This window comes from Desulfitobacterium hafniense DCB-2 (assembly GCF_000021925.1).
GTDB lineage: Bacteria > Bacillota > Desulfitobacteriia > Desulfitobacteriales > Desulfitobacteriaceae > Desulfitobacterium > Desulfitobacterium hafniense.
In genome coordinates this window covers 4359566-4373459 of the sequence record NC_011830.1, presented here as the reverse complement: position 1 = coordinate 4373459, position 13894 = coordinate 4359566, and the positions used below count along the sequence as shown (strand labels likewise).

General features: G+C 51.1%; 14 protein-coding genes. All 14 read left to right on the top strand.

Annotated elements, in window-relative coordinates; translation table 11 throughout:
• Positions 1-49 precede the first annotated feature (49 nt).
• Positions 50-1330, top strand: a complete 1281-nt coding sequence (locus tag DHAF_RS20570; protein ID WP_015945040.1) for a flagellar hook protein FlgE — start codon at positions 50-52, stop codon at positions 1328-1330.
• 82 nt (positions 1331-1412) lie between these two features.
• The gene (locus tag DHAF_RS20565) at positions 1413-2402 is read left to right on the top strand and encodes a flagellar hook-basal body protein (RefSeq protein WP_015945039.1); all 990 of its coding nucleotides are present in this window, start codon (positions 1413-1415) and stop codon (positions 2400-2402) included.
• A gap of 5 nt (positions 2403-2407) precedes the next feature.
• Complete coding sequence (gene flgB, locus DHAF_RS20560) at positions 2408-2809, top strand: flagellar basal body rod protein FlgB (protein WP_015945038.1); 402 nt, start codon at positions 2408-2410, stop codon at positions 2807-2809.
• 38 nt (positions 2810-2847) lie between these two features.
• Entirely contained in the window at positions 2848-3603 is a 756-nt protein-coding gene (gene flgF / locus DHAF_RS20555) for a flagellar basal-body rod protein FlgF (RefSeq protein WP_015945037.1), read from the top strand.
• 18 nt (positions 3604-3621) lie between these two features.
• Positions 3622-4077, top strand: a complete 456-nt coding sequence (locus tag DHAF_RS20550) for a chemotaxis protein CheW (protein WP_015945036.1) — start codon at positions 3622-3624, stop codon at positions 4075-4077.
• Positions 4078-4096: 19 nt separating this feature from the next.
• Positions 4097-4939 (top strand): lytic transglycosylase domain-containing protein, encoded by an 843-nt coding sequence (locus tag DHAF_RS20545; RefSeq protein ID WP_015945035.1) that lies wholly within the window; start codon positions 4097-4099, stop codon positions 4937-4939.
• A gap of 250 nt (positions 4940-5189) precedes the next feature.
• Positions 5190-6269, top strand: a complete 1080-nt coding sequence (locus DHAF_RS20540; protein WP_015945034.1) for a sulfate ABC transporter substrate-binding protein — start codon at positions 5190-5192, stop codon at positions 6267-6269.
• 62 nt (positions 6270-6331) lie between these two features.
• A complete protein-coding gene (cysT, locus tag DHAF_RS20535; RefSeq protein WP_015945033.1) occupies positions 6332-7180 on the top strand; it encodes a sulfate ABC transporter permease subunit CysT in 849 nt (282 codons plus the stop codon).
• Positions 7181-7194: 14 nt separating this feature from the next.
• Complete coding sequence (gene cysW / locus DHAF_RS20530; protein WP_015945032.1) at positions 7195-8055, top strand: sulfate ABC transporter permease subunit CysW; 861 nt, start codon at positions 7195-7197, stop codon at positions 8053-8055.
• Positions 8052-9125: a sulfate/molybdate ABC transporter ATP-binding protein gene (locus DHAF_RS20525; protein ID WP_015945031.1), complete on the top strand. Its 1074-nt coding sequence runs from the start codon at positions 8052-8054 to the stop codon at positions 9123-9125. Before cysW ends, DHAF_RS20525 begins: the two co-directional genes overlap by 4 nt.
• A 54-nt stretch (positions 9126-9179) precedes the next feature.
• Positions 9180-10400 (top strand): ROK family transcriptional regulator, encoded by a 1221-nt coding sequence (locus tag DHAF_RS20520; RefSeq protein WP_015945030.1) that lies wholly within the window; start codon positions 9180-9182, stop codon positions 10398-10400.
• 58 nt (positions 10401-10458) lie between these two features.
• Positions 10459-11211 (top strand): phosphoadenylyl-sulfate reductase, encoded by a 753-nt coding sequence (locus DHAF_RS20515; protein WP_015945029.1) that lies wholly within the window; start codon positions 10459-10461, stop codon positions 11209-11211.
• A complete protein-coding gene (gene cysD, locus DHAF_RS20510) occupies positions 11208-12089 on the top strand; it encodes a sulfate adenylyltransferase subunit CysD (RefSeq protein ID WP_015945028.1) in 882 nt (293 codons plus the stop codon). The genes DHAF_RS20515 and cysD overlap by 4 nt, the downstream gene beginning before the upstream one ends.
• Position 12090: 1 nt before the next feature.
• On the top strand, positions 12091-13887 hold the full coding sequence (locus DHAF_RS20505; protein ID WP_015945027.1) for a GTP-binding protein: 1797 nt from the start codon (positions 12091-12093) through the stop codon (positions 13885-13887).
• Positions 13888-13894: the final 7 nt, after the last annotated feature.

The following is a 13894-nucleotide window of genomic DNA, read 5'->3' as shown; positions in this document are numbered from 1 at the left end:
TATCAGTGGAACGAAAAAGTTTAAATAAAGGAAATGGGGGAATATCCCGATGCTACGTTCTTTGTATTCAGCTATCTCAGGTTTAAAAAACCACCAGATAAAAATGGACGTTGTGGGCAATAACATCGCCAATGTCAACACCACAGGCTTTAAGCGCAGCCGTGTCACCTTCTCCACCATGCTGAGCCAAACTATGAAAGGGGCCGGATCGCCCTCAGCGAATCAAGGGGGAACCAACCCCGCACAGGTCGGCCTGGGTTCCATGGTGAGCTCCATCGACCAGATCATGACTACTGGAAGCTCACAGAACACAGGCAAAAGTACGGATGCCATGATTAATGGAAGAGGTTTCTTTGTCTTTAGGAATGCAGGACAGATCGTTTACGGCCGGGCCGGCGCCTTCTCTCAGGATCAAAATGGCTACCTCACTGATCCGGGGACAGGGGCTTTCGTTCTGGGGCAAATGTGGGGAGCTAATGACAGGGAGATTCTCGAATGGGGAAGCGCACCGCTGACACCCTTACGGTTCAATATAGGCTCATACCCGCCTGAACCTGAGGGGGGAATAATTAAGATTAATCTCGGAGATTTTGTGCAGAACGGGAGCAACTATGAGTATGTCAATCCGGCATTAATCGGTGCTTCAGCGACAGTTCCCGATGGTGGAACGCTTGACTCAACGACGGGTAAAATAACCTTTACTAAGGATCCGGCGGATGAAGCTAGTGGGGACCCTCCTGCCATTGAGATTACCGATATTGACTACGATAAGCTTACGATTCCGGCGGGGGATTTTGTGCAAAAGGGAAGCGTTTATGTCTATGAGAATCCGGACTTAGTCGGTGCTGATCTAGAGGACATAACCGATGGCTCCTTTGATCCAAAAACGGGAACAATAACCTTGAATGCGGCTCCGCCATCTGCCGGTGTTGAGATTGAGGGTGTAGATGGGAGACTCCGGGCAAAATTAGATGAAGTCACTATCGATGGCAACGGTATTATTAGCGGGATATACAGCAATGGCAAAGGATCTGCGTCCCGTCGCATCGGTCAGCTGGCCATTGCTAACTTTGCCAATGATGCAGGCTTGCAGAATGTTGGTAACAATTTTTATGCGGCAACCAACAACTCCGGTATAGCAGACATCGGTGCTGCTGGAACAGCGGGACGGGGAAATATCATTCCCAATTCCGTAGAGATGTCCAATGTGGATCTCTCTCAGGAGTTTACGGATATGATCGTTACCCAGCGGGGATTCCAGGCTAATTCACGGGTAATCACCGTATCGGACTCCCTGCTTCAGGAGCTGATCGACCTTAAACGCGGATAATAGGCTAAGGGCTTGGGTATAAGGGTAAAACCTTATGCCAAAGTCCTTTTCGGCATTTCTTTTCTGAGAGGAGGCACAGGATTTGCGCATTCTGAATACAGCAGCTACTGGGGTCCGGGCTCAGCAGACAGCTTTGGATGTACTGGGCAATAATATGTCCAATGTCAATACACCGGGATATAAGGCTCAGCGGGTGAATTTTGCCGAAGCTTTGGCTGCGGAAATGCGGCCGGCTGAACGTGAATTTAATGGACAGCCTGTGGGAGAGCGGATCGATGTGGGAGCCGGTGTGATTTATCCGACCATAGACACGGATTATCGGCAGGGAATCATTCGGGAGACAGAGAACCCCTTTGATCTGGCTATTGACGGGGAAGGCTTCTTCCCTGTGCGGACAGCCAATGGGGAGAGCCGCTATACCCGGGTGGGAAACTTTGAGTTGGACAGTCAAGGCAAGTTGGTTAATTCCGACGGTTATATTCTGGAAGTAAAGATTCCAGCCGATGCCATGGATTTGTATGTGGATGAGACAGGCAATATCACGGGATTTATCGATGACGAGGAAAGAGTTTTGGGCCGGGTTGTGGTCAATGATCCGGAGGGAGAAGGGTACCCGGTAGGACCAATTGATATGGATGAATTGGGCCGTCCCTTGGATTGGAATGGAGATATTTTACCCACAGCCTTTGCCGTTCCGGAAGGGGCTGAAGATGTTCAGATCAGCACGGAAGGAATTCTTAGTGCCACTATTGACGGAAGCCGCCAGACTTTGGGGCAGATCAATATAATTACCTTTGCTAACCCGGAAGGGTTAGTCAGGGACGGAGATAATCTCTATTTTGCTCCCGACGCGGCCGGAGTGACCGGGGACGAATTGGTTGGCACGCCGGGCAGTCAGGTGGAAGAACGGACCTTGGGTAAGCTCAAGACCCAATCTTTGGAACAATCCAATGTGAACCTTGCTTCAGCCATGACGGAGATGATCCAGGTGCAGAGGGCCTATCAGCTCAATGCCCGTATGATTACCAACGGGGACCAAATGTGGAGCATGGCTAACTCCTTAAGGAGGTAAATTAGATGTCGGATTGGTTGAATACACCGGTTATTAATATTCTGGAAAAAAGTCTTGATGCATCCAGTCTGAGGTATAAAGTCCTGGCGAATAATGTTGCCAATGTGGATACCCCGGATTTTAAACGTTCTGATGTGGATTTTGACCTGCTCCTTGGTGAAGCTATGGGTCAGACCGGAGGGGAGCTCCCCCTTAAAGTAACATCAGAGCGTCATCTCCAAAAAACTGGATTTAATTCCAGTGGGGTTGTGCAAGATCAAGGAACGACCTATCGAAACGACGGCAATAATGTGGATATCGATAAGGAAATGGTCAATGTGGCTGAAAACGGGATTTATTATAATTCCGTCACCCGGGCAATTTCCGCACAATTATCCCATCTGCGTACCGTGATCACCCAAAAGTAAAACTTTGTGCGATAGAAAGATGATGAAGGTGACGATCCATGATTAAAGGATTATATACAGGGGCGGCGGGAATGCTTGCTGCTCAGACCCAAAGCGAGATTATCGCGGATAACGTCGCAAATATCAGGACTCCGGGTTATAAAGGGGAGGAGTCCAGCAATAAAGCCTTTCCCGAAATGCTCATGATGAGAACAAACACGGAAAACGAAATCCCGGGCAATACATTAATCGGCGGTATAGGTACCGGGGTTGTCGTCGATCAGATTACGCGGATGAATGTTCAGGGAGTTCTGCAAACCACGGACATTCCTACGGATCTGGCCCTCACTGCTGAGGAAGTTTTCTTGGTGGTGGATACCCCCAACGGTGAGCGCTACACCCGTAATGGACAGCTGCAACTGAATTCTGAAGGAATGCTGCAAACAGCCGATGGCTATCCTGTTCTTGGTGAAGAGGGGCCCATTGGACCGTTAAGCAAGAATTTCCAGGTGGATGCTCAGGGGGGAATCACCGATCAGGGGGTCACTATGGACCGCTTGCGATTGGTGCAAATCCCGGCGGTCGGCCTTCTTCGCGAAGGACAGTCTCTGTATGCCTCTAATCAGCCGGTACAGGACTTTGCCGGTAATGAGGCCGTGCTTCAGGGGACGCTGGAGGGATCCAATGTGAATTTGCCAGGCCAGATGGTTAAGATGATCACAGTGATGAGAGCCTATGAAGCGAATCAAAAGGTGATCCAAACCCATGATGCAACTTTAGAAAAGGCTGTTAACGAAATTGGTAGAATTGTATAAAGTGAGGAAGTGGCTGTCATGGGAAATCAAGTGGTTATATTTGGACTAGGCCAGGAAGAGTATGGAATGCCCATTGAAATCGTCAGAGAAATTACCCGGTTAGGGGATATTCGCCCGATTCCCAAGGCCCCTGACTCGGTCAAGGGATTAATCAATCTGCGGGGGTCGGCGATTCCATTGATTGATTTACATGTTCGTTTTGGTGTGGAAAAGAATCGGACCATTGCCAAGGACGTGGAAGCCGCCAAGGAAGACTTTGCCTTGATTACGGAAGTCAATGGCGATCTGGTAGGATTTGCGGTTGACCAGGTGAGAGAGGTTCGCATCCTGGACAATATAGCACCGCCGCCTCCCTTAGTTACAGCTCCATTTATTGGCGGTATCGTGAATCTTCCCGACCGTATTATCATGGTGTTGATTCCTGACCGGATCTTAGCTAAAGATGAGCTTGAGGGAATTGCTAAACTCGTCTGATATCAGGAGGGGATAATCGGTGAATACGGCAGAACTAGTGCTGCTTTACCAGCTTCAAAGTATGAATCAGGCCTGGCAGGATACTTCAAGGAGTGAGTCCGGAAACAAGGATGGCTCCCAAGCTCTCCTCTTTGCCACCTTGCTCCAGTCCGCCCTTTCAGGAAATGATGGCTCCAGCTCAGGATTAGCTTTGGAAGCTTTTGCCGGACAAGAATTAGGGTCCGGTTCTGAGCAAGAGTCGCAGTCAACTGAGAATTCACAACTTCTTGCCGCAATGTTACTGGGAAGTCTTTTTTCCGGAAAGGATTCTCTCTTATCTGAAAATCTTCTCTCATCCATGAGCCTTACCGGAATGGGGCAAAATTCATGGACCTCTTTGACCTCGGCATATAATCCTTACTCCGGTATAGTAAACTCTCTCCAAGCAAACTCCTTAAGTTCTCAGCGGAGTTCAGATTACCGTTCCGATCAGCCGGCTATAGAACAGCTTATCGCGGAAGTAGGGCAGCGCCATGGGATAGACACGAATCTGATCCGGCAAGTGGTGATGGCTGAATCCAGTTTTAACCCCCATGCGGTATCGTCAGCGGGAGCTATGGGTCTGATGCAGTTGATGCCTGGTACGGCAAAGACTTATGGTGTGACCGATCCTTTTGATCCGGCTCAGAATCTTGATGGGGGAACCCGTTTTTTAAAGGATTTGTTAGTGCGGTTTAAAGGAAATGTCGCGTTTGCCTTAGCGGGCTATAATGCAGGCCCAGGGGCTGTAGATAAATACAATGGGATTCCACCTTACAAGGAAACGCAGAATTACGTGAAAAAAATACTTTCTGCATTAGGAAAAGTAGATACACAAGCATAAAAAATCAGGCGCATGAGGATCATGCGACCTGATTTTTTTTATATTGATCACTGCTGCTGTCAGCGGTTTAAAGAGATAACACCCGTCACAAAAAAATGGTGAGGGGATTTTTGTATTTTTATAGTCAAGTAAACAGATGGAAATTGTTATATTTTTTCAAAAACCTATTGACTTGGTTGAAAGTCCCTATTAAAATTTAACAAAACCTATAGGAATACTATATATTGTGAAATCTAAGGGGGAAGTGAAAGTGAAGAAATTTGAGAACCTGAAAGTAAAATCTGCAACCGGGAAAAAATTCGGGACAGCCGTTCTGATTGCGGCGTTGATTGTTGCTCTGACCGGATGCGGTGGCAAGGCGACGCCTGCCGATACAGCCGCCGGCGGCAAACCGCCGGTATCTCTGCTCAATGTCTCCTATGATCCCACCCGTGAGCTTTATCAGGAGTACAATATAGCTTTCAGCAAGTACTGGAAAGAAAAAACCGGCCAGGATGTGACCATCCAGCAGTCCCATGGCGGCTCGGGCAGCCAGGCCAGAACGGTTATTGACGGCAATGAAGCGGATGTGGTCACTTTGGCGCTGGCCTATGACATCGACTCCATCAACTCTCAAAAGAGCCTGCTCAATCCGGAATGGCAGAAACGCCTGCCCAACAATTCCACGCCCTACACCTCCACCATCGTCTTTCTGGTGAAGAAGGGCAACCCTAAAAATATTAAGGATTGGAACGACCTGGTGCAGCCGGGAGTATCGGTGATCACTCCCAACCCGAAAACCTCCGGGGGTGCCCGTTGGAACTACCTGGCAGCCTGGGCCTATGCCCTGGAACACAATAATAATGATGCTCAAAAAGCCAAAGAATTTGTTGAAGCTCTCTATAAAAACGTACCGGTACTGGATTCAGGGGCTCGGGGCTCCACCACAACCTTTGTGGAGCGGGGGATCGGTGATGTGCTGCTGGCCTGGGAAAATGAGGCCTTCCTCTCCTTAAGGGAATTCGGGGAAGATAAATTTGAAATTGTGGTTCCTTCCCTCAGCATCCTGGCCGAGCCGCCGGTAACGGTAGTGGATTCCGTGGTGGACAAGAAAGGCACCCGGGAAGTGGCGGAAGCTTATCTGGACTATCTCTACAGTGATGAAGGCCAGGAAATTGCCGCCAAGAACTTCTACAGGCCCAGAAATGAGGCTGTGGCCCAAAAATATGCCGCTCAGTTCCCCCAAATCAATCTCTTCACGATTGATGATGTGTTCGGCGGCTGGGCCGAAGCCCAGCAGGAGCATTTCGCCGACGGCGGCGTCTTTGATCAAATTTATGCAGAGAAATAAGCTTAAGGCGGTTCCGGGCCAGGAGTCCGGAACCAGCCCATCCTGTTTGATGAGGTGAAACCATGCAGACATTATCCTCCCGCTTCAGTCTGAAACAATACAGCGTTCTGCCGGGATTCGGGATCACCATGGGTTTGTCTTTGATGTATCTCAGCCTCCTGGTTTTCATCCCCATCGCTATGGTGTTCCTGAACAGCTCTCAGCTGGGTTGGGGGAAATTCATGGAGATTGTCCTATCACCCAGAGTCCTGGCCTCCCTGAAGATATCCTTTGGCGCCTCCTTCTTGGCGGCCACTGTCAACGCGGTCTTCGGGCTGCTGTTGGCCTGGGTTCTGGAGCGATATACCTTTCCGGGCAAGAGAATCGTTGATGGCTTGATCGATCTGCCTTTTGCTCTGCCTACGGCTGTAGCTGGTATTTCCCTGACTACTCTTTATGCCCCTAACGGCTGGATCGGCCGGCTTTTTGAGCCCCTGGGATTAAAGATTGCCTATACCCCTTTGGGAATTACCATCGCCCTGATTTTTATCAGCCTGCCTTTTGTGGTGCGGACAGTTCAGCCGGTTCTGCAGGGTATGGACCGGGAAGTGGAAGAAGCGGCGGCTTGTTTGGGGGCTACCCGGTTTCAAACCTTTCGCAAAGTGATTTTACCGGTTCTACTGCCGGCGGTCATCACCGGCTTTGCCCTGGCTTTTGCCCGCTCTCTGGGGGAATACGGCTCAGTTGTCTTTATTTCCGGCAATATGCCCATGTATACGGAAATCACCCCTCTGCTTATTCGGACCAAGCTGGAACAATACGATTATGCCGGTGGTACGGCCATTGCCGCTGTGATGCTGGTGATCTCCTTTATCATGCTGCTGGTGATCAATCTCATTCAGTGGTGGTCAGGCAACCGGGATAAGGGCTGATAAGGAGAGAGAAGATGAAGAGTAAGAAAAACAGTAAGAAAAACAGAACTCCCGGGTCCCACGCTCAAGGGATTCAATGGCTGCTGACCGGCATTGCTTTGCTGTTTTTTATCACCATGCTGATCTTACCCCTGATCCTGGTGTTCACCAAAGCCTTTGAAAAGGGGGCGGGAGTCTATCTGGCCGCCATTCAGGACCCGATGGCCCTGAAAGCTATTCAGCTGACCCTTCTCACCGTAGGGATCGCGGTGCCTGTCAATACAATTTTTGGCTTGGGGGCCGCCTGGGCAGTGGCCAAGTTTCAGTTTAAAGGCAAAAATCTGCTTCTGACCCTGATTGATCTGCCTTTTGCCATTTCCCCCGTGGTTGCAGGATTAATTTTCGTGCTGCTGTTCAGTACCACCCATGGCCTGCTGGCTCCGTTTTTGACGGCCTGGGGACTGAAGATCATTTTTGCCCCTCCCGGGATTATTCTGGCCACTTTATTCGTCACTCTGCCCTTTGTGGCCCGGGAGTTGATCCCGTTGATGGAGGCCCAGGGAACGGCAGAAGAGGAAGCGGCTTTGACCCTGGGGGCCAGCGGCTGGCAGACTTTTCTGCGCATTACCCTGCCCAATATCAAATGGGCTCTGCTTTATGGCATCATTCTGACGGCAGCCAGAGCGGCCGGGGAATTCGGGGCGGTCTCCGTGGTCTCCGGTCATATCCGGGGGCTGACCAATACCATGTCCCTCCACGTGGAGATCCTGTACAACGAATATCAGTTTTCCGCTGCTTTTGCGGTAGCCACCCTGTTGACGGTAATTGCCATCATCAATCTTTTGGTCAAAAACATTGCCGGCTGGAAAATCAAGCGGATGGAGGAAAAAACATGAGTATAGAAGTTAGCCAGGTCAGCAAGACCTTTGACACCTTTACGGCTTTGCATGAACTCAATCTCAAGATCCATACCGGTGAACTGGTGGCTCTGCTCGGCCCCTCCGGTTCCGGCAAAACTACGTTGCTCCGGATTATCGCCGGCCTGGAACCCCCGGACACCGGCAGCATTATTTTCGACGGGGAAGACAATACGGAAAAAAGTACCCAGGACCGCAAAGTGGGCTTTGTGTTTCAGCATTATGCCCTTTTTAAAAACATGACGGTCTTTGAAAATATCGCCTTTGGTTTAAAGGTCCGGCCGGCCAAGCTCCGCCCTAGCAAAGAAGTGATTCGCCAAAAGGTTCAGGAACTGCTGGCCCTGGTGAAGATGGAAGAGCTGGCTAACCGCTATCCGGCTCAACTTTCCGGTGGTCAGCGCCAAAGAATCGCTTTGGCCCGGGCTCTGGCGGTGGAGCCCAAGGTTTTATTGCTGGATGAGCCCTTTGGAGCCCTGGATGCCAAAGTCCGTAAAGATCTGCGGCGTTGGTTGAGAAAGCTCCATAACGAATACCCGATCACCAGTGTGTTCGTGACTCATGATCAGGAAGAAGCTCTGGATGTGGCCGATCGCATCGTCATTCTCAATGAGGGAAAGATCGAACAGATTGGAACCCCGGAAGAGGTTTATGACAATCCGGCTAATCCCTTTGTCTACAACTTCCTGGGCAATGTCAATTTGTTTCACGGCCGGATGCACGACGGCAAAGTGGAGCTGGGCTCCCTGCAACTGGAGGCGCCGGAGCATGCCGGAATCGGCAACGCAGACATTGTCAGCTATATCCGCCCCCACGACATTGAAATTTGTCTGGAGGATGAAGGCAAAGGCTTTATTGCCGCGGAGATTTTCTTTATCCGGGCGGTGGGACCCATCGTCAATCTGGAATTAAAGCGTTTGGATAACGATGAGTATATCGAAGTGGAAATCAGCAAAGAGGTCTATAGAAGTCTGAAGCTGAAGGCCAAGCAGAAAGTCTATCTCCGGCCCCGTGATTTCAAGGTGTATGTTCCTGAAGATTATGTTATTTGATATATTTTTTTACGGACTTGTTGCTAATTCGGTTAAAAGTTCTGGAGAAAAGAGATGAGGACAGGAGTGCTGATTTATAAAGATGTTTTAAGCAGCTTGAGTCCGGAAGCTAAAAAGATATTGGGCCTGATCCTGCATAAGGGAGGGATGACTAAAAGTCAGCTGGCCAAAGTGGCGGGATTAAAGCTTACCACCCTGAACCGGATGATGCTCCCTCTGGAGAAGGCGGATCTCATCCTCCCCACGGAAACCGGTGAGTCCACCGGCGGTCGGAAGCCGGTCATTTATGATGTAAATCCCCGCCGCTATTATGTGATCGGGATTGATATTTCCCGCCTCTACTCCCAAGTTGTTTTGACCAACCTGAAAATGGAGCTGATCGAGAAAGACCGCTTTGATATGGACCGGAATTCTTCGCCGCAAGCCACTCTGAACCGGATTCTGGACTGGATAGGAAGGGTTATGGAAAAGCGGGGGCACGGATATGTGATCGGCGTTGGGATCGGTACGGTGGGGCCTTTGGACCGTCAAAGCGGCATCATCCTCAACCCGGAAAACTTTGAGGCCCAGGGTTGGGAAAATATTCCCCTCAAAGCTATCGTGGAAGAACGAACGGGCTTGCCGGTCATCATCGATAACGGTGCCAATGGGGCGGTTCTGGCAGAAACCCGTTACGGGAGCGGCAAAGGGATGAAAAGCGTGATCTATTTGAATTGCGGGGTGGGAATCCGAACCGGCGTCATCTCCTCAGGAACTCTGGTCAGGACAATCAATGATGCAGATGATACTTTCGCCCATATGGTGATCGATGTCAACGGTAAACCATGTCATTGTGGCAATCAGGGCTGCGTTGAGCGCTACTCCTCGATTTACGCTATTATGGAAGCCCTTGCTGAGGAAATGCCCCAAGGGAAGGACCGCCGAAATCACAAGGCCGATCGCCCGGTCTCCTATCTGGAGCTCTGCCGGGAGGCTGAGGAGAATGACACCATCGCCCGGCAAGTACTGCAAAATGCCGCTGTACGGATGGGCACGGGGTTGGCTAATTTCATCCAGCTGCTCAATCCGGGGCTTGTGGTTCTGAGCGGACCGCTTATTTTGCATTCTCAGCTCTTCTATGAGGTCTGTGTAGAGGCCGCCAAGCGAAGAAGACCTTGGGATAAAGGGGGGCACCTGGTGTTCAGCCGGGGCGGAGCCTTTGAAGAGAATGCCATCTCCATCGGTGCGGCCGCTCTGGTGGTGGAGCATTATTTGGAACCGGAGACTCTTGGGTGAAGAACCGGACAGCTTTATGACTGAGTGGGGAATACAGAAAGGGAGAAGGAGAAATGAAATGGACAGATCGGATTTCAATTTGGATCTTGATGAGATAAACCGAGCCTTTGCCGGGGAAGACCCCCGCAAGCTTTTGGCCCATGTGGTGGAAAAAATCGGTCCGGCGCGGATTGCTCTGGCTTCCAGCCTTTCCATTGAGGATCAAGTACTGACCCAGATGCTATTAAAGATCGATGCCCGGGCCCGGATCTTCTTTATCGATACAGGCCGGAATTTTCAGCAGACTTATGATCTGATGGAAGAGACCATGAGTCGCTATGAGTTTCATTATGAGGTATACGCGCCGGAGAATTCGGAGCTGGAGCCATTTCTGGCGGAATATGGCCCCAACGCTTTTTATGACAAGGTTGAACTGCGCCAAAAATGTTGTGAGCTGAGAAAAGTCAGGTCCTTGCAGCGGGTCTTATCTACCGTAGATGGCTGGATTTGCGGACTGCGCAAGGAGCAGAGCCCCACCCGCCAGGAAATCGGTTTGCTGGAATGGGATTCCCGCCACGCTATCTATAAAGTGAATCCTCTGGCGGCCTGGAGCGAAGAGCAGGTTTGGGCTTATATCCGCCGGGAAAACATTCCCTACAGTTCCCTATACAACAAAGGTTTCCGCAGCATTGGCTGTCAGCCCTGCACCCGGGCGGTGGCCCCCGGGGCGGATGTACGCAGCGGCAGGTGGTGGTGGGAAGATCCCTCTAAAAAAGAATGCGGGCTGCATCCATCCCTGAACCCGCCTGCAAAGGAGGAAGAAAAGCGATGAACCATCTGGATAAGCTGGAAGCGCAAAGCGTCTATATCCTGAGAGAGGCTTACCGTGAATTTAAAAATATCTGCATGCTCTGGTCCATCGGCAAGGACAGCACCGTCCTGCTCTGGCTGGCCCGCAAGGCTTTTTTCGGGCATGTACCCATTCCCCTGGTGCATATTGACACCCACTATAAAATACCGGAAATGATTCACTACCGGGACCAACTGGCCCGGCAATGGCAGCTGACCATGATTTACGGGGAGAACAAGGAGGCCTTGGACGGGGGCAGAACCTTTCCGGACGGGAAAACGGACCGGATCAGCTGCTGTCAGGCGCTGAAAACGGAAGCCTTGAAAAATACCCTTTCCGGGGAATGGCCCCGCTATATTCTGGATCTGGAAACCGGCCAATATCGACCGGATGGCAGCCGGGAAAAGTACACCGGGGTGATTGTGGGGGTACGGGCGGATGAGGAAGGAAGCCGTTCCAAAGAGCGGTATTTCTCCCCCCGGGATCAGGAAAATGATTGGGATGTGGGGGATCAGCCCCCGGAATTCTGGAATCAGTTCAAAACCGATTTTGCCCCCGGCACCCATATCCGAATTCATCCCCTTCTGGACTGGACGGAGCTGAATGTCTGGGAATATATCGAGCGGGAGAAGATCCCGGTGACATCCCTTTATTTTGATCAGGGGGAGGGCAAACGCTACCGTTCCCTGGGCTGTTATCCCTGCACCTTACCGGTGGAATCCCCGGCCCGCAATGTGGAAGAAATTATTGAGGAGCTGCGCAGCGGCAAGTTTGCCAACATCGCCGAACGGTCGGGACGGGCCCAGGATAAGGATGACGGGGGCGGACTGGAAACCCTGCGGAGAGGCGGGTATATGTAAGATGGACAACAGAGAACAGATGAACATCGTGATTGTGGGCCATGTGGACCACGGTAAAAGTACGGTGATTGGCAGGCTGCTGGCGGATACCGGTTCCCTGCCCGAAGGCAAGCTGGAAGCGGTGCAGGAATACTGCCGCAAGAATGCCCGGCCTTTTGAGTATGCCTTTCTGCTGGATGCTTTAAAAGACGAACAAGCTCAGGGAATTACCATCGATACGGCCCGCAGTTTTTTTAAAACCGGCAAAAGGGACTATATCATCATCGACGCCCCCGGTCATATCGAATTCCTGAAAAATATGGTGACGGGAGCTTCCCGGGCGGAGGCCGCTCTGTTGGTCATCGACGCTAAGGAAGGAATCCGGGAGAACTCCAAACGTCACGGCCATATCGCGGCCATGCTGGGTATCCGCCAGGTGGTGGTGCTGGTCAACAAAATGGATCTGGTGGATTTTGACCGGCAGACGTTTGAGACTATCCGCCGGGAATTCGGTGAATTTTTGCATAAGCTCAACATCCAGCCGGTTAATTTTATTCCTCTCAGCGCCTTTAACGGAGACAATATCGCAGTCCGTTCCCAGCGCACTGCGTGGTATGAAGGGCCGACCGTCCTGGAACAGCTGGACAGCCTGAGCAACCGCAAAGGCAACCAGGAACTTCCTTTGCGGATGCCGGTTCAGGATATATATAAATTTACGGCGGCCGGAGATGATCGGCGCATTGTGGCCGGAACGATCCTCAGCGGCACCATCCGCAGTGGGGATGAAGTGGTTTTTCTCCCCTCCCGGAAAAGAAGCGTGATCCAGAGCATCGAAGGATTTAATGTCTCTCAGCGGAATATGGCCTATGCCGATGAGGCTGTGGGGCTGACTCTCAAGACCCAGATTTATATCAAACCCGGGGAATTGATGGTCAAAGCCCAGGATAAACAGCCCCAGATGGGGTCCCGTTTCAAGGCCAACATCTTTTGGGTGGGCAAAGCGCCTCTGATTAAAAACAAAACTTATAAGCTAAAAATCGGCACCCTGAAAATTGGGGTGAAGATGGTGGAAATCCTTAACATCATTGACGCGGCGGAGCTGAATATCGACACCTTCAAAGACCAGGCGGAAAAGCATGATGTGGCGGAATGCATTTTTGAGACCGCCAAGCCCATTGCTTTTGATCCGGTGACAGAAATGGAGCAGACCGGGCGCTTCGTGATTGTGGATAATTACGAAATCTCCGGCGGGGGAATTATCCTGGAGCAGGTCGATGATGACCGCAGCAGCCTGCAGGAGCATGTGCGGCAGCGGGAAACTCAGTGGGAAAAGGGACTGATTCAGCCGGCACAGCGGGCGGGGATCTATGGACATAAAGCCAAGTTCATCGTCCTGACCTCCGGCAGTGCCGACCATGGCCCGGTGATCGAAACCATCGCCCGGGAACTGGAACAAACCCTCTTCCGGCTCAATTACAAAGCCTATTATCTGGGGGTCAGAAACCTTCTGCACGGTTTGGCAGCGGAAGAGACAATAAAAGACTGGAGCAGGGACCGGGAGATCAGGCAGGTCGGTGAATTAGCCAGAATCCTCACCGACTCCGGGCAGATCTTTATCACCACGGTCTTTAATCTGGAGGATGATGAAGCGGAAAACTTAAAACTGCTTAACCAGCCCAGTGAGATACTGGTCATCACTATTGGGGAATCGCCATTCTATTCTTTTCAGCCGGATGCCAGCCTTGAGGTTGAGGGGGCCGTGGCGGCTGTGGGCGGCCTTTTGCAGAAGCAGGAGATTATTTTGGATTATTATTTGTAGGGTTTTC